Consider the following 21,252-nt stretch of genomic DNA (forward strand, 5'->3'; position numbering starts at 1 on the left):
CCCGCGCGTTTCTTCTTTCACCGCGAGGCACCGCATGGACGACACCGCCGTGATTGCCGCACGCCCTGCCCTTCGCCGACTTCTCCATGGCGTGCTGGCTGGCATGGCGCTGACCGCGGCGATGCCGGCGATCGCGCAGACTTATCCCGGCAGCCTGGGCAACTCGGTGACGGTGACACCGCCGGGCGGCGTCACGGATCCCGAGCCCGGCAACAACGGCAGCACGGATACCAATACGCTGGCGGCCGTCGCGTCGCTGAGCGTGCAGAAGACCGTCACCAGCGCATCGCCCGCCAGCCCGGGCGACGTCGTGACCTATCGCATCGACGTGGCGAATGCGGGACCGTCGGCCGCGCTCGGCGCCACGCTGTCCGACGTGATGCCTTCGCAACTGACCTCGGTGGCGTGGACGTGCACCGCCAGTGCGGGTTCGAGCTGCGGCACGGCGAACGGCACCGGCAACGTGTCGCTGAATACCAACCTCGCGGCGGGCGGCAGCCTGGTGGTCCTGATCACCGCAGTGGCACCCACGCTCACGCCGGCCACGATCGGCGCGAACACCGTGACGATCACGCCACCGCCGGGCACCACCGATCCCACGCCCGGCGACAACAGCGCCACCACGCCCACCGTTCCGGTGGCACCGCGTGCGCTGGTCGCGCTCGACGACACCGCCGGCCCCATCGACGGCACCCCCGGACAGAACAACGTCGTCAACGTGCTCGACAACGACACGCTGGCCGGCGTGGTGGTCACGCCCGCGCAGGTGACGCTCACCTCCTCGGCGTCGGCACCGCTGACGATCACCGCGGCCGGCGCCGTCAATGTCGCCGCCGGAACCGCGACCGGCACGTATACCGCCGGCTACCAGATCTGCGAAACCGCCAATCCCGGCAACTGCGCGACGGCGCAGGTGACGGTGTCGGTCAACGCCATCGCGACCGTGGATGCCATCGACGACCTGCTGCCCCCCGTCGCCAGCGGCAACGCACTGCCTGCCTTCAACGTGTTGGCGAACGACACCATCAACGGCGCCTCGGTAACAGGACTGGTGTCGCTGACGGCGCCCGGCGCGGGGCCGCTGCTGATCGCGGGCGATGGCAGCGCCACGCTGTCTCCCGGCACGGCAGCGGGCGTGTACACCACCGCGTACGAGATCTGCGAGATCGCCAACCCCACCAACTGCGACAGCGCCAGTGCCAGCGTGCGCGTGTTGCCGGCGCTGGTGGCCGACGACGACAGCATCGGTCCCGTCAATGGCAGTACGGGCGCAGTCGCGGTGGCGAACGTGCTGGACAACGACAGCGCCGGCGGCGCCCGCCCACAGGTGCCCGGCACCGTCACGCTGAGCGGCGTGGGCACGGCGCAGATCGTGTTCAACGCCGACGGCAGCATCACCGTTCCGCCCGGCACGGCCGCGGGCAACTACACGGCGTCGTACACGCTTTGCTACGCCGACGCGCCGACGGTGTGCGACAGCGCCACCGTGCAACTCGCGGTCGTGACGCCCGCCACCCTCGCCGTCAACAACGACAGCTACACCGGCGTGAACGGCAGCGCCGGCGACGCGAGCGTCGGCAACGTGCTGGACAACGACACACTCAATGGCACGGCCGTCAGCGCGGGCCAGATCGTGTTGACACCCAGCAACGCCGGGCCGGTCGCGATCGGCACCGACGGCGTGGTCGCCGTCGCGGCCGGCACGCCGGCCGGCACCTACACGCCCGGTTACCAGCTGTGCGAAGCCGCGGTACCCGACAACTGCGCCAGCGCCACCGTCACGGTCGTGGTGGCGACGATCACGGCCTCGCCGGATGCCCTCGGTCCCGCGCTGCCTGGCACGGTCGCCGGCAATGTGCTGGCCAATGACTTCGTCGATGGCGCGCCCGCCACCGACACGACGGCGACGGTCGTCCAGACCGGTGGCGCGCCCGGTTTCACCCTCGCGTCCGATGGCAGCGTGACCATCGCGCCGGGAACACCGGCCGGCACGCTGACCGGCAGCTACCAGGCCTGCCAGGTGGCACAGCCGACGATCTGCGGCACCGCCAGCATCAGCATCACCGTCGCGGCCGGCACGCTCATCGCCACCGACGACGCGCTGGGTCCGGTCAACGGGATCACCGGCGGCGCCGTGAGCGGCAACGTGCTCGCCAACGACACGCTCAACGGCGCTGCCGTCACCGCAGGCCAGATCGTGCTGACGCCGAACAACACCAGCCCGGTGACGATTGCCGGCGACGGCAGCATCAGCATCGCCGCCAATACGCCGGCCGGCAGCTACGTCGCGGGTTACCAGCTGTGCGAAGCGCTGAACCCGGCCAACTGCGACAGCGCCCAGGTCACCATCGAGGTCACCACGCTGGTCGCGAACAACGACAGCCTGGGCCCGGTCAACGGCGATACCGGTGGCGTGGCCGGCAATGTGCTGACCAACGACCAGCTCGATGGGGTGCCGCCTGCGTCCACGCAGGTGGTGCTGACGCCGGCCAACAGCGGCCCGTTGACCATCGGCGCGGACGGCAGCGTGCATGTCGCGGCCGGCACGCCAGCCGGCACGTACACCGCCAGCTACCAGATCTGCCAGACCGCTTCGCCATCGGTCTGCAACGGCGCGAGCGTGTCGGTGACAGTGACCGTCAACGCCGCACTCAATGCGGTGGACGATGCCTTCGGTCCGGTCGATGGCACGACGGGAAGCACCAGCGTCGGCAACGTATTGGCCAACGACACGCTGGATGGCGCCGTCGTCGCGGCCGGCAGCGTCACCCTGGTCAGCAGCGCGGCGGCGCCGGTCGTGATCGCGGCCGACGGCACGGTGTCCATTCCCGCCGGCACCACCGCCGGTCTCTACGGTGCCAGTTACCAGATCTGCGAAGTCGCCAACCCCGCCAACTGCGATGTCGCCACGCTGACCGTCAACGTGCGGGTGACGGCCGCGCTGGCGGCCAATGACGATGGCCCGCTGCTGGTCAACGGAACGACCGGCACCACCAACGCCGGCAACGTGCTGACCAACGATACGGTGGATGGCGGCGCGATCACGCCCGGCAGCATCACCGTCATCAGCGCGGCCACCGCGCCGGTGACCATCGCCGCGGACGGCACCATCAGCGTGGCCGCCAACGCCACGCCGGGCACCTACACCGCGGGCTACCGGATCTGCGAAACCGCGGCCCCGGACAACTGCGACAACGCCACGGTCACGCTGCAGATCGCCAGCATGGGCGCGATCAACGACACGCTGGGGCCGGCGGCGCCCGGCGGTCCGGCCGGCAACGTGCTGGCGAACGACATCGTCGATGGCGCGCCCGCCACCTCGACCACCGCCACCGTGGTGCAGACCGGTGGTGCGCCCGGCTTCACCGTCGCATCCGATGGCAGCGTGACCATCGCGCCGGGAACGCCGGCCGGCACGCTCACCGGCAGCTACCAGGCCTGCCAGGTGGCACAGCCCACGATCTGCGGCACCGCGACGATCAGCATCACCGTCAGCGCGGGCACGCTGGTCGCCAACGACGATCTGCTCGGTCCGGCCAATGGCGCCAGTGGTGGCACGGTCGCCGGCAACGTGCTTGCCAACGACACCTTCAACGGCGCACCCGTCACGGCGGGCCAGGTCGTGCTGACACCCACCAATGCCGGGCCGGTCACCGTCGGATCCGATGGCAGCGTGATGCTGGCGGCCGGCACGGCGGCCGGCACCTACATCGCCGGCTACCAGCTGTGCCAGGTCCTCAATCCGACGAGCTGCGATGCCGCGCAGGTGACCGTCACGGTGACCACGCTGGTCGCCGACGACGACACGCTCGGTCCGGTCAATGGCAGCCTCGGTGGCGCGGCCGGCAACGTGCTGAGTAACGACCGCCTGGATGGCGCCCCGTTCGCCGCCGGTGCGGTCGTGCTGACACCGGCCAACAATGGCCCGCTCACCATCGCCAGTGACGGCACGGTCTCTGTCGCTGCCGGCGCGGCCAGTGGCACGTATACCGCCAGCTACCAGATCTGCCAGGCAGCGATGCCGTCGATCTGCGACGGCGCCAGCGTGTCCGTGCAGGTCACCGTCAACGCGGTGCTCAATGCGGTGGACGACGTCTTCGGTCCGGTCGACGGCGCCACCGGCAGCACCAACCTGGGCAGCGTGCTGGCGAACGACACGCTCGACGGCGTGGCTGTCGTCGCAGGCAGCGTGACGCTCGACAGCGCGGCCAGCGCGCCCATCACCATCGGCAGCACGGGCATCGTGTCCGTGCCGGCAGGCACCGCCGCCGGCGTCTACGGCGCCAGCTACCAGATCTGCGAGATTGCCCGCCCAACGAACTGCGATGGCGCCACGCTGACCGTCGTGGTGTCGTCGATGGCGGCGAATGACGACACGCTCGGCCCGGCCGCACCCGGCGCGTCTGCCGGCAACGTGCTGGCGAACGACCTCGTCAACGGCGCGACGGCAACGTCGGTCACCACCACCGTCACCCAGACCGGCGGCGCACCCGGCTTCACCATCGCCACCGACGGTAGCGTGACCATCGCACCGGGCACGCCCGCCGGCACGCTCACCGGCGGCTACCAGGCGTGCCAGATCGCACAGCCGACGATCTGCGATACCGCCACCGTGAGCATCACGGTCGGCGCGGGCGCCCTGGTGGCCCGCAACGACAGCGCCGGTCCTCTCGACGGTGCCACCGGCGGCACCGCGAGCGGCAACGTGCTGGACAACGACACGCTGGACGGCGTCGCCGTCACCGCCAGCCAGGTGGTGCTGACGCCGTCCACGACGGGGCCGGTCACCATCGCCGCCGACGGCCGCGCGAGCATCGCCGCGAACACGCCGGCCGGCGCGTACATCGCCACCTACCAGGCGTGCGAAGCGGTGAATCCCACCAACTGCGCCACCGCGCAGGTGACGGTCGCGGTGACCACGCTGGTCGCCGATGACGACACGCTCGGCCCGGTCAACGGCACCCTCGGCGGCGTCGCCGGCAACGTGCTGGACAACGACCGCCTCAATGGCACGCCGTTCGCCGCCGGCGCGGTGACGCTGACGCCGGCCAACAGCGGCCCGCTGACGATCGGCAGCAACGGCACCGTCACCGTCGCCAGCGGAACGCCCGCCGGCACCTACACCGCCAGCTACCAGATCTGCCAGGTCGCACTGCCCACCGTCTGCGACGGCGCCAGCGTGTCGGTCACCACCCTCGCCAGCGCCGCACTCAATGCGGTGGACGACACCTTCGGTCCCGTCGATGGCGCGGCCGGCAATGCCAACCTGGGCAACGTGCTGGCCAACGACACGCGCGACGGCGTGGCGATCACGGCGGGCAGCATCACGCTGACCGGCACCGCCAGCGCGCCGTTGGCGATTTCCTCCACCGGCGTGGTGTCGATCGCGCCGAATACCGCGGCCGGTACCTACAGCGGCAGCTACCGGATCTGCGATGTCGCCACCCCGAGCAACTGCGACACCGCGACACTGACGGTCGTGGTGGCCTCGCTCGCCGCCGCCAACGACACGCTGGGACCGGTATTGCCGGGCGTCTCCGCCGGCAACGTACTGGCGAACGATCGCGTCAATGGCGCACCGGCCACCTCGGCCACGACAACGGTGACGCAGACCGCAGGCGCACCCGGCTTCACCATCGGGACCGACGGCCAGGTGACGGTGGCCCCGGGCGCGCCCTCCGGCACGCTCACCGGCGGCTACCGCGCCTGCCAGATCGCGCAGCCGACGATCTGCGATACCGCCACGGTCAGCGTCACCGTCAGCGCGCCCACACTGGCCGCCAACGACGACGCGCTGGGACCGGTGGATGGCACCGCCGCCGGCGCCGTCGCCGGCAACGTGCTGGCGAACGACACCCTCGGCGGCAGCACGGTCATCGCCGGCCAGGTCGTCCTGACACCGACCGGTGCAGGGCCGGTGACCATCGCTCCCAACGGCAGCGTGACCGTGGCGGCCGGGACCGCAGCGGGCACCTACATCGCCGGTTACCGGCTGTGCGAAACGGCCGTGCCGACCCACTGCGATACCGCGCAGGTGACGGTCACGGTAACCACGCTGGTCGCCGACGACGACACCCTCGGGCCGGTCAACGGCAGCCTCGGTGGCGTGGCCGGCAACGTGCTGAGCAACGACCGCCTCAACGGCACGCCGTTCGCCGCCAGCGCCGTGGTGCTGACGCCGACCAACAACGGACCGCTGACGATTGCCGCCGATGGCAACGTGTCCGTTGCAGCGGGCACCGCAGCGGGTACCTACACCGCCAGCTACCGGATCTGCGAGCGCACGCAGCCCTCGATCTGCGACACCGCCACGGTCTCGGTCCGCGTCAACGTCAACGCCGTGCTCAACGCGGTGGACGATGTCTTCGGCCCGGTCGACGGCAATGCCGGCAACGCCAACGTCGGCAACGTGCTGGGCAACGACACGCTGGATGGCACCACCGTCGTCGCGAGCGACGTCATCCTCACCAGCACCGTCGGCGCACCGATCACCATTGCCGCCAGCGGCACCGTGTCCGTCCCCGCCGGCACCGCGGCCGGCGTCTACACCGGCAGCTACCAGATCTGCCAGCGCGCGCAGCCGTCGCTCTGCGATACCGCCGCGCTGACGATCGTGGTGGCGTCGCTGTCGGCGAACGACGACACCCTGGGTCCGGCGGCGCCGGGCGCCGTGGCAGGCAACGTGCTGGGCAACGACACCGTCAACGGGGCAGCCGCCACGGCGGGTACGGTCACGCTGACACAGACCGCTGGCGCACCCGGCTTCACCATCGCTTCCGATGGGCGCGTGACCATCGCCGCGGGCACGCCGTCCGGCACGCTCACCGGCAGCTACCGCCTCTGCCAGGTCGCGCAGCCGACGCTGTGCGATACCGCCACCGTCAGCATCACCGTCAGTGCCGGCGTGCTGGCCGCCAACGACGACACGTTCGGTCCGCTCGACGGCGCGAACGGCGGCACGGCAAGCGGGAACGTGCTGGCGAACGACACTCTCAATGGCGCAGCGGTCACCGCCAGCCAGGTCGTGCTGACGCCGACCAGCGCAGGACCGGTCACGCTCACGTCTGGCGGCACGGTTACCGTCGCGGCTGGCACCGCGGCGGGTACCTATGCGGTCAGCTACCACCTGTGCCAGGTGCTCAATCCGACCAGCTGCGATACCGCACAGGTCTTCGTCGCGGTGACCACGCTGGTCGCCGCCGACGATGCGCTCGGCCCGGTCAACGGCAGCCTCGGTGGCGTGGCCGGCAACGTACTGACCAACGACCGCCTGGACGATGCGCCATTTGCCGCGGGTGCGGTGGTGCTGACGCCGACCAATACCGGTCCGCTGACGATCGCCGCCGACGGCAGCGTGTCCGTCGCGGCCGGCACGGCCGCCGGCACCTACACGGCCAGCTACCAGGTCTGCCAGAGCGCGCAGCCGACGATCTGCGACACCGCCAGCGTCTCGGTCACCGTCACCGCCGGCGCCGCGCTCAATGCGGTGGACGACGCGTTCGGCCCGGTCGATGGCAGCCCGGGCAGCGCGAATGTCGGCAACGTGCTGGGCAACGACACGCTGGACGGCGCACCGCTCAACAGCGCCGCGTTCACCGTCACCAGCACCGCGACAGCACCGCTGTCGATCTCGCCCGCAGGCGTGGTGTCGATCGCACCGAATGCCGCCGCCGGTCTCTACACCGCCAGCTACACGCTGTGCGCTGCCGGCGATCCGTCCACCTGCGACACCGCGACCGTGGCCGTCCAGGTGGTGCGCGTGGATGCACAGGACGACAGCTTCAGCCTGGCCAGCGGCACCGCCGGCGGCGTGGTGGGCAACGTGCTACGCAACGACTCGCTCAACGGCACGCCTCCGAACGTGGTCACCGCGTTCTGGGGCGGCCTGTTCGACAGCCACCTGAGCATCGAGCCGAACGGCGACCTGCGCGTACGCGCCGGCACGCCTGCCGGCGTCTACACCGGCAACTACACGGTGTGCGTGCGCGCCGCGCCGACGATCTGCAACGACGCGCTGGTGACGGTGACCGTGGCCAGCGGCCCCAGCACCCTCGCCGCCGCCAACGACACCGGCAGCGTCGACGGTCGCAGTGGCGGCGTCGCGATCGCGAACGTGCTAGCCAACGACACGCTGGGCGGCGCCGCACCGACGTCGACCCAGGTCGTGCTGTCGGTGGTAACGCCGCCGGCGAACGCCGGCATCGCACTCGATCCCGCCAGCGGCGCGGTGACCGTGGCCGCGGGTACGCCCGCGGGCAACTACTCGCTGCGCTACCGCGCCTGCGAACAGGCCGAACCGGCGAACTGCGTCGAGGCGCTGGCGATCATCGTGGTGACCGCCGCCGCCATCGATGCGGTCAACGACACGGCCGGCCCGGTCGACGCCGGCGCGGTGTCCGTGGTGAACGTGCTGGACAACGACACCCTTGCCGGCGCGTCGCTCGTCGCAGGCCAGGTGACGCTGTCCGTGGTCACCGCATCGCCCGCGCTCATCCTGCATGCCGATGGCCGCGTGGACGTGGTGGCCGGCACGATGGCCGGCAGCTACAGCGCGACCTACCGGATCTGCGAAGTGCTGAATCCGGCCAACTGCGACCAGGCCACGGTGACGATCGGTGTCGCGGTCACCGCGATCGACGCGGTCGACGACGCCGCCCCTGCGCCGGTCGGTGGCGCTGCGGGCGGTCGCGCCATCGTCAATGTCGCCGCCAACGACACGCTGGGCGGCACGGCGGTGCAGCTCGACCAGGTGCTGCTTGCCCAGGTGTCGAGCACGCACGCGAACGTGCAGCTCAATGTCGCCACCGGCGCCGTCACCGTCGCGCCGCAGACGCCCGGCGGCACGTACACGCTGGTCTACCGGCTGTGCGAACGGCTCAACCCGACCAACTGCGACCAGGCCACCGCCACCATCACCGTCGCACTGCCCACACTCGATGCAGTGGACGACGCACCGCCCCCCGTGCCCGGCGGCCTCGCCGTGCAGGATGTGGTCAACGTGCTGGCCAACGATCTGGTCGACGGCGCACCCGTGCAGCCCGACCGCATCGTGCTGGCGCCGGTGACCGCAGGACCGCTCAGCCTGCAGGCCGATGGCACCGTGGATGTCGCGGCCGGCACGCCCGCCGGCACCTACACGCTGGTGTACGCGCTGTGCGATGCGCTGACGCCCAGCCACTGCGACAGCGCGACCGTCACCGTCATCGTGCTGGCCACCGCGCTGGTGGCGGCGGACGACGCCGCGCAGACACCGCAGGGCGAAGCCGTGACGCTGGCCGTGCTGGCCAACGACACCTTCGCAGGCACCGCGGCCGATCCCGCGCTCGTCGTGGTGACGGTGCCGCAGGCACCGGCCAACGGCACCGTCGTTGTACAGACGGACGGCAGCCTGCGCTACACACCTGCGCAGTACTTCAGCGGCCAGGACAGCTTCGCGTACTCGGTGTGCGAACTCGCGGCGCCCGACAACTGCGCCACCGCCGCGGTGACCGTCACCGTCCTGCCCAATACGGTGACCGCCGTGGACGACCAGGTCAGCACGCGCACCCGCACCACGGTCATCCCCGTGCTGGACAACGACACGGTCAGCCATGCGCCGCTGGATCCGGCCACGCTGTCGGTGGTGCGTGCGCCGGGCCATGGCGAAGCGAGCTGTGCGCAAGGCACGTGCACCTACACCGCGGCCGCAGGCTTCAGCGGACAGGACCGCTTCGGCTACCGCGTCTGCGACGTCTCGGTGCCGAACGCCGTCTGCGCCGAAGCGGACGTGGTGATCGACGTGGAAGCCATTCCCGCGGTGCTGCGCGTGGCCAAAACCGCGGCCCAGCGCACGGCGCGCGTCGGCGACATCGTCCGCTACACGATCGTCATCGACAACGTCGGCGAGGTCGATGCGGTGCAGGTGACGCTGGTCGACAGCCTGCCGCCCGGCTTCGCGGTGATCGCCGGCTCGATCCAGGTCGCCGATGCCGACGCCAGCGGCGCGCCCGCGATCGCGCGCCCGTTCCGCATCGACGCGCTGGACATTCCGGTCGGCGGCCGCGCCACGGTCACCTACGCGCTGCGCGTGGGCGCCGGTGTCGGCCCCGGTGTGCACACCAACCGCGCGACGATGCGCGACACCGACGGCACCGCGATCAGCAACGAAGCCACCGCCGACGTGCAGGTGGTCGGCGATCCGCTGCTGGAAGACAGCCTGATCATCGGCACCGTCTTCCACGACGTCGATGGCGACGGTACGCAGGACCCGGGCGAACGCGGCCTGGCCGGCGTGCGCGTGGTGTCGGTCGAAGGCCTGATCACCGAAACCGATCCTTACGGACGCTTCCACATCACCGGCATCAGCGGCGGCCGCTGGGCGCGCGGGCGCAACTTCCTGTTGAAGGTCGACACCGCCACGCTACCGCCGGGCGCCCGCTTCACCACCGAGAACCCGCGCGTCCTGCGCATCACGCCCGGCGTGCCGGCACGCTTCGACTTCGGCGTGCAGGCGCCCCTGCCACCTCCACGGGAAGCGCCTGCCGAAAGTGCTGCGTGTCCCGACGGCCAATGCGGAGAGCCCTGACCATGCGCGCCTCTCCATTGATGACCGCGATCGGCCTCGCCCTGCTGCTGCACGTCGGCAGCGGCCTTGCACAGCCGGTCGAACCACCCGCCAGCACGCCCACCGCCGCCGATCCCGCCTTCCAGGGACCGGCCGGCAGCCTGGGCCGCTTCGTCGTGGACCTGCCGCAGGGCGGCACGCTGTGGGCGATCGAAGATCCCACCCTCGGCGAACCCGTGCTCAACGTGCAGGCCGCCTCGATGGTGCCGTTCGAGGACGGCCGCATCACCCAGCCCGTGCGCTTCCACGGCTACAGCAACTACGCGGCGTTCTACGAGCGCCTGGAGGTAGCGGTCTACCGCGGCACCGATGCCGACCGCGTGCGCCCCATCGCCACGTTCGACCTGCCGGTCGGCGCGGTGACGCAGGCGCAATGGGACGGCGTGCTGCCGGCCGAAGTGCGCGCCCAGGTCGGCGACACGTTGCAATACGTCGCGCGCGCGTACGCTGCCGATGGCAGCTTCGACGAGACCGCCGCGCAGTCGATCCAGCTGGTGACGCCCGCCGACCACGCCCGCGGCGTGCAGGTGTTGCGCGACCAGCTGCAGCGCGAGCGCACGGAGACGGTCGACACGCTGGGCGCCGAGTCGCTGCAGGTCAGCGACTCCATCTACGGCACCAGCAACCTGCGCCTGCGCAACATCCCGGTGTACGGCTCGCGCGTGCGCATCCTCGGCCAGCAGATCCCGGACACGATGCAGGTGACCATCGACGGTCAGGTCTTCCCGATCGACCAGGAGCGCAAGTTCGTCGCCGAGTTCCTGCAGCCGGTCGGATCGCACCGTTACGACGTGAAAGTCACCGATGGCCGGCAGGTGGTGACCGAAACCGCGCTGGATGTCGATGTCACTGGCCGCTACGTCTTCGTCACCGCGCTCGCCGACCTGACCCTGTCGCGCAACGAGGCCAGCGGCTCGACCGATGCGCTGGCCGACGACATCCAGCGCGACGACGGTTTCCTCAGCGAAGGCCGGCTGGCGTTCTATGCGAAGGGCAAGTGGCGCGGAAAGTACCTGGTCACGGCCCAGGCCGACACCTACGAGAGCGAACTGGGCAACCTGTTCGACGGATTCTTCGATGCGCAGCCCTACGACATCTTCCGTCGCCTCGATCCGGACCAGTACTACCCGGTGTACGGCGACGACTCGCGCACGTATCGCGATGTCGACAGCCAGGGCAAGCTGTACGTGCGCGCGGAGTGGGACCAGAACCGCGCGGTGTGGGGCAACTTCCTCACCGGCTTCGACGGCACCGAGTACGCGCAGTATCCACGCGCGCTGTACGGCGCCGCGCTGGACTGGCGCTCGCGCGCGGCGACGCCGCTGGGCGATCCGCGCAGCCTGCTGAAGGTGTTCGGCTCCGAAGCGCAGACCGCGATGGGCCACACCGAATTCCTCGGCACCGGCGGCAGCCTGTACTACCTGCGCCATACCGACGTGCTGCCGGGCTCGGAACAGGTGGTGCTGGAAGTGCGCGACCCCACCACCGGCCGCGTCGAGGCGCGGGTGAACCTGCAGTCCGGCGTCGATTACGAGATGGATGATCTGCAGGGCCGCCTGCTGCTGACGCGTCCGCTCAGCCAGATCACCCGCGAGAACGTGCGTACGCTCACGCGCGATGCGCCGCTGGACGGCTGGCGGCACCTGCTGCTGGTCGATTACGAATACGTGCCGGCGGGTTTCGACGGCGACGATGCCACCGTCGGCCTGCGCGGGCGCCACTGGTTCGGCGACCACGTCGCCGTGGGCGGCACCTATGTCGACGAGAACCGCGGCGGCGACGACTACTCGCTGCGCGCGGCCGACCTGACGCTGCAGGCGGGGCGCGGCACCTACCTGCGCATCGAGAACAGCCGCACGGAAGCGACGGTGGCGCCGGTGTTCTATTCCGACAACGGCGGCCTGAGTTTCGTGCAGCGCAATCCGGCCACGGATGCGCGCTCGGGCACGGCGCGGTTGATCGAAGCGCGCGCCAACCTGCAGGAACTCGGCTGGACCGACAACGAATGGTCGATGGGCGCATGGCGTCGCGAGATCGATGCGGGCTTCTCGATCAGCCGCCAGGACACCGGGGAAGCGATCGAGGAATACGGCGCGGAATTCCTCGGCTACCTCACCGAGGACTTCAGCCTCTATGGCCGCTACACGCACGCCGAGCGCGGCACGAACACGCTGGAACAGACCCAGCTGACCGCCGACTGGCAGATCACGCCCGACGGGCGCCTGGGCGGCGAAGTGCGGCAGCTTTCCGAAGAGGTGGCCGGTGTCGGCACGGACGCCACCCTGCTGGCCCTGAGCTATCGGCAGCGGATCGGCGCCACCTGGGAACTCTACGGTGTCGGCCAGTACACGCTCGACGACGATGGCGGGCGCTACGCGCGTAACGATCTGCTGACGCTCGGCGGCAAGTACCTGTTCGGCGACCGCTCCAGCGTGGGCCTGGAAGCAAGCAGCGGCAGCCGCGGCCAGGGCGCGAAGGTGGATGGCGAGTACCGCTTCGGTCCCGACCACACCGTGTACGGCGCCTACAGCTACAGCACCGACCGCACCACGCGCGACGCGCTGTTCGACCGCAGCCTGCAGACCGGCTGGACGCTGGGCCAGCGCTGGCAGCTCAATTCGCAGGTCAACGTCTACAACGAGAGCCAGTTCATCCAGGAGCGGCAGCGCGGCAGCGAAGGCCTGGTGCATACGCTGGGCATGGACTTCCGCCCCGCCCCGTCGTGGAACCTTGGCTTCACCGTCATGGACGGCACGCTGGACGCGACCACCGGCCGCGTCGACCGGCGCGCCTACAGCGTCACCGGCGGGCGTACCGATGCGCGCACCGACTGGTCGAGCAAGCTCGAGTACCGGCGCGACAGCGGCGCGGAACAGCGCGAGCAGTGGGTCACCACGCACCGCCTGCTCCACCGCCTCAACGAAGACTGGCGTGTGGCGTTGCGCGCGAACTACGCCGATACGCAGGACGATCTGAATCCCGCCGCCGGCGCGAAACTGGCCGAAGCGAGCCTCGGCTTCGCCTGGCGTCCGCACGACAGCACGCGCTGGGCCGCGTTCGGCAAGTACACCTACCTGTACGACCGCGTGTCCGCCGGCCAGGTCGACGCCGACCAGTACGACCAGCGCTCGCACGTGCTGTCGCTGGAAGGCACCTGGCAGATGGCGGACCGCTGGCAGATGGCGGGCAAGCTTGCCGGGCGCTGGGGCGAATACCGGCTGGGCCGCGGCGAAGGCGCGTGGCTGGACAGCCGCACCGACTTCGCCGCGCTGCAGATGCGCTACCACCTGATCCGTCGCTGGGACGCGCTGGCCGAACACCGCTGGCTGCGCGTGCGCGACGGTGGCGACCGCAGCGGTTGGCTGATCGGCGTGGACCGGCAGATCAGCGACCACTTCAAGGTCGGCGTGGGCTACAACTTCACCGACTTCAGCGGCGACCTGACCCAGCTCGACTACGACTACCAGGGCTGGTTCCTCAACATCGCCGGCTACTACTGAGCGGACGGTGCGCCGTCAGCGGGGCGGCGGCGACTTGCCGAACAGGCGCTGCCACCAGCCCGTCGCGCGCGGCTTGCCGCGGTACGCCATGTCGCCGGGCACGCACAGCACGACGTCGGTGCCCTTGCCTGCGGCCGATCGCAGGTCGAGCGTGGCGCCGATGCGCTTGGCGCGCTCGCGCATGCCGGGCATGCCCCAGTGGCCGCTGCGCCCGCCGGCCCGCACGACCTCGGGCGGCATGCCCACGCCGTCGTCGCGCACCCGCACCAGCAGCAGGTCCCGCTCGTAGGCCAGTTCGACCACCACATGCCCTGCGCGCGCGTGCTGGAACGCATTGATCACCGCTTCGCGCGCGATGCGATACACCTCTTCGCACACCAGCGGATCCAGCGCGCGCGTGGCGCCGTCCACGACCATGCGGAAATCGACGGCGTAGTCGGGCACCAATTCCTCGCCCAGGTCGGCGAGCATCTCGGGCAACTCGCCCGGCGCATGCGCACGCAGGTCCAGCACGCGGTCGCGCGCCTCGCCCATCACATCATCGGCCCGCTGCAGCACGCGCTCCATCGCCGCATGCGACGGCGCATCCCTGCCCAGCGATTCGGCCACCGCATGGAAGCGCAGGATCAGGCCCTGCACGCTCTGCAACAGCGTGTCGTGCAGCTCGCGCGCGATGCGCTCGCGTTCGCGATGGCGCTCCTGCAGGCGCTCGCGGATCTGCGCGGACAGGTGGCGCAGGCGCAGCAGGTAGGCGATCCACAACAGCGAGACGCCGAGGATGATCGACAGCGCCCTGAACCACGGCGTCTGGTAGTAGCGCGGCGCGATGACGATGGGCAACGAAGCGCCCACCTCGTTCCACACGCCGTCGTTGTTGGCGGCCACCACGCGGAACACGTACGCCCCCGGGCCGGGATCGTTGTAGAACGCGGTGCGGCGCGTACCTGCGTCCTGCCAGCCGTCGTCGTAACCCTCCAGCTTGTAGCGGAAGCGCACGCGCTCCGGAATGGACAGGCTGAGCGCGGTGTAGGCGATCTGCAGGTTGCGCGTACCGGGCGGCAGCCGCAGGGTGTCGCCGTGCACGCGATGCATGCGCTCGTCGGCGGCCAGCGACAGCACCGTCACCGGCGGGGGCGTGGGATTGCGCCGGATCGCCGCCGGATCGATCGCCACAACGCCGCTGGTGGTGGCGAACCACACGCGCCCGTCGCGCCCCTCCGCCGCCGTGGGAATCGGGCGGAACTGCGCGGGCACGCCGGGCATGCCATCGAGGAAATCGAACTGCTCGTAGCGCGGCGTGGCCGCTTCGAACAGGTGCGGCACCTCGGCGCCCTTCACGTGCACCACGCCCAGCGCACCGTTCAACCACAGATCGCCGCCGCGCGTCTGGACGATGCCGGTGATGCCGCGGAACGGACTGTCCGCCGGCGCGCGCAACGTGCGCACCTTGCCCTGGGCGTAGTGCGCCAGGCCGCGCTCGCCGCCGATCCAGATGCCGCCCTGCCCCTCCAGCAGCGCGGTGACATTGCCCACGTCCAGGCCGTCCGCCGACCCGATCGCCTGCACGGCGTCACCGCGCATCACCGCGATCTGGTTGCGCGCATAGCCCATCCACAGCGCGCCATCCGCAGCCGGCAGCAGCACCAGCGGCGAAGAGCCGGGCGGCAGGCCCTTGCGCCCGCGCAGCTGCCGCCAGCGCCCCTGCTCCAGGCGATGGATGCCGGGCGTGTTCAACGACACCCACAGCACGCCGTTCGCGTCGTGCGCGATCGCCTGCACGCCGGAGTAGCCGGAGACCGGCAGCGGCGTCACCGGCGTCGCGCGTCCGTCGCGCCATGCCCACAGCCCACCGGGCCCACCCAGCCACACGGTGCCGTCGCGATCGCGATGCGCAGCCGTCAGCGGAGCCGGCAGATCCAGTTCGCCCACGCGCGTGCCGTCGAGCACCATCAGCGGACGGTTGCGGCTGCCTGCCAGCAGCGTGCCGTCCGGGCCGGCCACGATCGCGAAATCCTGCGCACCGTCGGGCAGCATCGCGGGAATGACGTTGGTATGGCGGAAGCGGTCCAGGCCGCGGCTGCTGCCGACCCATATCGTGCCTTCGCGGTCCTCCAGCACCGGCAGCAGGTAGTCGGCACTCAGGCCGTCGTCCTGGCGGAAGGACTCGAACGTCGCCGCATCCTTTGCCGATCCCTGCACGGACGGCCGCGACAGCCGCCGCACGCCCTCGCCCATCGTGGTGGCCCACAGCGTGCCGTCGCGATCGAACAGCAGGCCGGCCGACGGCGCGGACAACACCGGCGTGGCGGTCGCGCCGTCGAGCGACAGCCGTCGTACGCCCCCTTCGTTCTCCGCGATCCACAACGCACCATCCGGCGCCTGCGCGATCTGGCTGATGCGGCCGACCCTGGCACCGATCGTCTCGAACGCCTGCGTGCCCTTGCGCAGCCGCGCGATGCCGGCATCGGTGGCCAGCCACAGCGTGCCGTCGCGGTCGGCGAACAGCGTGCGCGCCTGCGTACCCGGTACGCGCCACTCGCGTTCGGCGCGATACCAGCGCCCTTCGTGCAGGTAGACCAGTCCGCTGAACGTCGCCGCCCACAAACGACCATCGGGCCCCTGCGCGAACCGGAACACCGTGCTCGTCGGCAGCCCTTGCGCTTCGCCGTAATGGGTCAGGCGGCCCTCGCGCAGGAACGACACCGCGCCGTAGCGGAAGCCGATCCACAATCCACCGTCGGCGGTAGCGTGCAGCGTGGAGATGCTGGTGGCCGGGAAGGCCTGTTCCCCTGGCGGCTCGTAGCGTTCGAACTGCACGCCATCGAAGCGGAACAGTCCCACCTGCGTGGCCAGCCACAGGTAACCGTCGGTGGTCTGCGCCAGCGCAGTGACCTGTCCCGGTGCGCCTTCCTTCACCGTCCATGCGGTGTGGTGGAACTGGCCGATCTGTCGCTGCGGATCCAGCGCGTGCGCAAGATGGCAGGCGAGCAGCAGGCATGCCGCGGCGATCCACCTGTGCAGGCGTTCCGTGCATCCGACAGCCTTCATGCGCGCACTCGCCACCCTGCCCCCTCCGGCACTCCTTGAACATCGCTCCAGCGCATCGGCCCTCCCCCCGGGTACGCGACGCGTGCGCGTACTCTACCCGAGCGCCGTATCCGGCCGGCACGGTTCCACCGCATCCATGCGCGGCGCGACGCTCCCCGATCCGGGGGACGCGGATCGGCCGTCGGACGTGCACGCTGCCCCGGTTTGCCACTGCGCGGATCACGCGGTAGCGTTCGCCCCCCGCCGAGGTGGACGACGATGAGGGAGGACGGGATGGAAACCAGCACGCCACTGCTGACGCTGCATGTGGGCAAGGTCCAGCCGTACACGCGTGCGGGCACCACCAGCGCCATCGCCAAGCACGCGGTCGACGGACGCCGGCGCATCACCGCGCTCGGACTGGTCGACGACGAGCAGGCGGACCTTCGCGTCCATGGCGGCGTGGACAAGGCCCTCCATCACTACCCGCTCGATCACTACGCCGCCTGGCGGCAGGAGCTTTCGCATCCGCTGCTGGACGCCGCAGGCGCCTTCGGCGAGAACCTCTCCACGCTCGGCTGGACCGAGGACACGATCCACTTCGGCGACATCGTGCAGGCCGGCAGCGCCGTGCTGCAGGTCTCGCAGGGGCGCCAGCCCTGCTGGAAACTCAACGACCGCTTCGACCAGCCGCAGATGGCGCGCCGGCTGCAATCCACCGGCCGCACCGGCTGGTACTACCGCGTGCTGGACGCGGGCGCGATCGCCGCGGGCGACCAGCTGACCGTCATCGAGCGACCGCATCCCCGCTGGCCGCTCAGCCTGCTGATGGACATGCTGTTCCAGCGCACGCTCGACCTGGATCTGCTGCGCGCCGCGAGCGAACTGCCATTGCCGCCATCGTGGAAAAAGCTGATCGACCATCGCCTGGAACGCAACGAAGTCGAATCCTGGAAGAAGCGCCTGGAGGGCCCGGAGGCGTCATGATCCCGCCGGATGGCGCGACGGCACGCAGGCGTCGTTCGCCGACGCCTGCGCGCTGCTCCGATGACGGATTACGCCGGGACGACCTCAGCTCGACGCGAACGCCAGCAGATCGGTGTTGAGCTGTTCGCGACTGGTATCGCCCAGCGAATGCGAGCCGCCGGGATAGATCTTCAGCGTGGCGTTCGGCACCAGCTTGGCCGACAGTTTCGCCGAGGCATCGATCGGCACGATCTGGTCGTCGGCGCCGTGGATGATCAGCGTGGGCACGTCGAACTTCTTCAGGTCTTCGGTGAAGTCGGTTTCCGAGAACGCCTTGATGCAGTCGTACGCGTTCTTGAAGCCGGACTGCATGCCCTGCGTCCACCACGCGCGGATGTTGCCTTCGGACACCTTCGCGCCCGGCCGGTTGTAGCCGAAGAACGGCCCGGTGGCGACGTCGAGGAAGAACTGCGCGCGATCGGCGAGATAGGCCTGGCGGAAACCGTCGAACACCGACATCGGCAGGCCACCGGGATTGGCGTCGGTCTTCAGCATGATCGGCGGCACCGCGCCCATCAGCACGGCTTTCTTCACCCGCTTGGTGCCGTGGCGGCCGATGTAGCGCGCGACTTCGCCGCCACCGGTCGAGTGGCCGATCATCACCACATCCTTGACGCCCAGGTGCTCGAACAGCTGTTCGAGATCGTCGGCATAGGTGTCCATCTCGTTGCCATGCCAGGGCTGGCTGGAGCGGCCATGGCCGCGACGGTCGTGGGCGATGCAACGGAAGCCGTTGCTGGCCAGGTGGAAGATCTGCGGATCCCACGCGTCGGCGCTCAGTGGCCAGCCGTGGCTGAAGGAGACCACGGGCCCCTTGCCCCAGTCCTTGTACCAGATCGTCGTGCCGTCTTTGGTGGTGAACGTGGCCATGCGTCGTTCCTCGTGAGGGAGGGGGGAAGGAGAGGCGCCCGCGGCCGCCAGCGGCAACGCGGGAAGTGCGGCGAGTGCGGTGGCAGCCGCGCCGGCGATGACCACGCGGCGGCGCTGCGGGTCGGCAATCGTGGGGTCGTCTGGAATGCGCATCGCGATGTTGCGCCTGTGGGCGTGGAGACCACGTCAGCGTGCGCCTGCAACGACCGGTCGCGATTGCACATCCGTGCGCGACGCAGCGCAGGGGTCAGAGCTGGATGATGCCGCGCTTGATCGCGATGGTGACCGCGTGCGTGCGGTCGTTCGCACCGAGCTTGGACAGGATGCTCTTCATGTGCGCCTTGACGGTCTCTTCCGAGATGCCGAGGTTGCGCGCCACGCGCTTGTTGGCATTGCCTTCGGCGACCTGTCGCAGCACGTCGATCTCGCGCCCGCTCAGGCCGTCGTCGCCCACGTGCGCTGCCAGGCTGTCCGCGATCTCGGCGGGCACGCGGCGACCGCCGGCATGCACCGCACGGATGGTGTCGACGAGTTCGCGCCGCAGCATGCTCTTCAGCAGATAGCCGTGCGCACCGGCGCGCAGCGCGCGCAATGCCTGCACATCGCCCTGGTACGTGGTCAGCACCACGATGCGGGCCATCGGATCCTGCTCGCGGATCGCGCGGATCGCGGTGATGCCATCCATGCCCGGCATCTGCAGATCCATCAGCACCACGTCCGGGCGCAACTTCGCATACAGCTCGACCGCTTCGGCACCTTCGGTGGCCTCCGCCTGCACCCGCATGTCCGGCTGCGTACCGAGCACCGCGGCGATGCCTTCGCGCAGCAACGGATGATCGTCCACGACCAGCACCCGGATCGTGCCGTCGGATGCAGGCGGGGGGACGGAAGCGGAAGCGTCCACGGACACCGGACCAGGCAAAAGTGCGCGCCACCATACCGCGCGTCCACGCCCGGCGCGAGGCCCCAATACGGGGGACGACGGCAGGCGGCGGACGTACGCCATGTGCGCCTGCGATCGTGCGGACGGACGGCACCCTGTCCTCCCCCGATCGGGTGAGGCGATGGCTACGCCGATTGGGGTATCGATGTCGTTCCGGCCCGCGCATCGTGGAAGAAGGGGACCACGCGGCGCGCCATGCGCACGCCACACACCGGACTAGACGCCACCATGCATGCCTGCCAGGAGTTCAACGCTTCCGGTCCGCGCCCTTCCGCGGGCCTCAACGAACGCGCCTTCCAGCGCGCGGATGCCTTCATCCTGCACAACCTGGGCAAGAACTTCACGCTCGCCGAGATCGCCTCGGCCGCGTGTGTCAGCCGTTTCCACTTCGCCCGCCAGTTCCGCCAGCGCATGGGCTGCAGCCCGATGGCCTACGTGATGCGGCTGCGGCTTGAGCGCGCGAAGGAGATGCTCGCCCGCGGCGACCAGCGCATCGCCGACACCGCCGCCGCGCTGGGCTTCTACGACCAGAGCCACTTCACCCGCACCTTCCGCCGCGCGATCGGCGTGTCGCCGCGCGTGTTCTCGCGCCAATGCCATCACACCGGCACGACAGGCGCGGCGCGCAAACTGCGGCTGTCCGAACCCGCGCACGCCCATCCCTGAGGAGCGACTCCATGGCCAGGATCCTGGTGCTGTACTACTCCGCCTACGGGCATATCGAAACCATGGCGCACGCGGTGGCCGAAGGCGCCACCGGCGCGGGCGCGAAGGTCGACATCAAGCGCGTGCCGGAACTGGTGCCCGAGGAGGTCGCGCGTGCCTCGCACTACAAGCTGGACCAGGCGGCACCGGTGGCCACCATCGCGGAACTGGCCGACTACGACGCGATCATCGTCGGCACCGGCACGCGGTTCGGCCGCATGAGTTCGCAGATGGCCAACTTCCTGGATCAGGCCGGCGGCCTGTGGGCGCGCGGCGCACTGCACGGCAAGGTGGGCGCTGCATTCACGTCTACCGCCACCCAGCACGGCGGACAGGAAACCACGCTGTTCTCGATCATCACCAACCTGCTGCATTTCGGCATGGTGATCGTCGGCCTGGACTACGGCCACGCAGGACAGATGACCCTGGACGAGATCACCGGCGGCTCGCCGTACGGCGCCACCACCATCGCCGGTGGCGACGGTTCGCGCCAACCGTCGGAGAACGAACTGAAGGGCGCGCGTTACCAGGGTCGCGTAGTCGCGGAGACCGCCATCAAGCTGCACGGCTGACGCCTC

The 21,252-nt window shown here is 70.2% G+C and carries 8 protein-coding genes; 5 read left to right on the forward strand and 3 right to left on the reverse strand.

Translation table 11 applies throughout. From position 1 onward, the window contains the following. Window positions 1-34: 34 nt before the first annotated feature. Together IB225_RS08180 and IB225_RS08185 are read left to right on the forward strand one after the other, a co-directional pair. Window positions 35-10,564, forward strand: coding sequence for an Ig-like domain-containing protein (locus IB225_RS08180; protein ID WP_192310673.1), 10,530 nt, complete (start codon window positions 35-37; stop codon window positions 10,562-10,564). 2 nt (window positions 10,565-10,566) lie between these two features. Then, on the forward strand, window positions 10,567-14,103 hold the full coding sequence (locus IB225_RS08185; RefSeq protein ID WP_192310674.1) for a hypothetical protein: 3,537 nt from the start codon (window positions 10,567-10,569) through the stop codon (window positions 14,101-14,103). A 15-nt stretch (window positions 14,104-14,118) separates the two neighbouring features. On the opposite strand, the gene IB225_RS08190 is transcribed toward IB225_RS08185, so the two are convergent. Beyond that, window positions 14,119-17,151, reverse strand: a complete 3,033-nt coding sequence (locus IB225_RS08190) for a sensor histidine kinase (RefSeq protein WP_192310675.1) — start codon at window positions 17,149-17,151, stop codon at window positions 14,119-14,121. A 273-nt stretch (window positions 17,152-17,424) separates the two neighbouring features. On the opposite strand from IB225_RS08190, the gene IB225_RS08195 reads away from it, so the two are divergent. After that, window positions 17,425-18,117, forward strand: a complete 693-nt coding sequence (locus IB225_RS08195; protein WP_192310676.1) for an MOSC domain-containing protein — start codon at window positions 17,425-17,427, stop codon at window positions 18,115-18,117. A gap of 84 nt (window positions 18,118-18,201) precedes the next feature. Here IB225_RS08195 and IB225_RS08200 read toward each other — a convergent pair whose 3' ends face one another. Next, on the reverse strand, window positions 18,202-19,026 hold the full coding sequence (locus tag IB225_RS08200) for an alpha/beta hydrolase (RefSeq protein ID WP_192310895.1): 825 nt from the start codon (window positions 19,024-19,026) through the stop codon (window positions 18,202-18,204). Between the two features lie 247 nt (window positions 19,027-19,273). Beyond that, window positions 19,274-19,879: a response regulator transcription factor gene (locus tag IB225_RS08205; protein ID WP_345776597.1), complete on the reverse strand. Its 606-nt coding sequence runs from the start codon at window positions 19,877-19,879 to the stop codon at window positions 19,274-19,276. 285 nt (window positions 19,880-20,164) lie between these two features. Between IB225_RS08205 and IB225_RS08210 the strand changes: the two genes are divergently transcribed. Together IB225_RS08210 and wrbA are read left to right on the forward strand one after the other, a co-directional pair. Continuing rightward, the gene (locus tag IB225_RS08210; RefSeq protein WP_192310678.1) at window positions 20,165-20,635 is read left to right on the forward strand and encodes a helix-turn-helix transcriptional regulator; all 471 of its coding nucleotides are present in this window, start codon (window positions 20,165-20,167) and stop codon (window positions 20,633-20,635) included. Between the two features lie 11 nt (window positions 20,636-20,646). Next, window positions 20,647-21,246 carry an NAD(P)H:quinone oxidoreductase gene (gene wrbA, locus IB225_RS08215; protein WP_192310679.1) on the forward strand — a complete coding sequence of 200 codons (600 nt, stop codon included), beginning with the start codon at window positions 20,647-20,649 and terminating at the stop codon, window positions 21,244-21,246. The last annotated feature ends 6 nt before the right edge of the window (window positions 21,247-21,252 follow it).

Origin of the sequence: Pseudoxanthomonas sp. PXM02, assembly GCF_014851805.1 — a bacterium.
In the GTDB taxonomy this organism is placed as follows: domain Bacteria; phylum Pseudomonadota; class Gammaproteobacteria; order Xanthomonadales; family Xanthomonadaceae; genus Pseudoxanthomonas_A.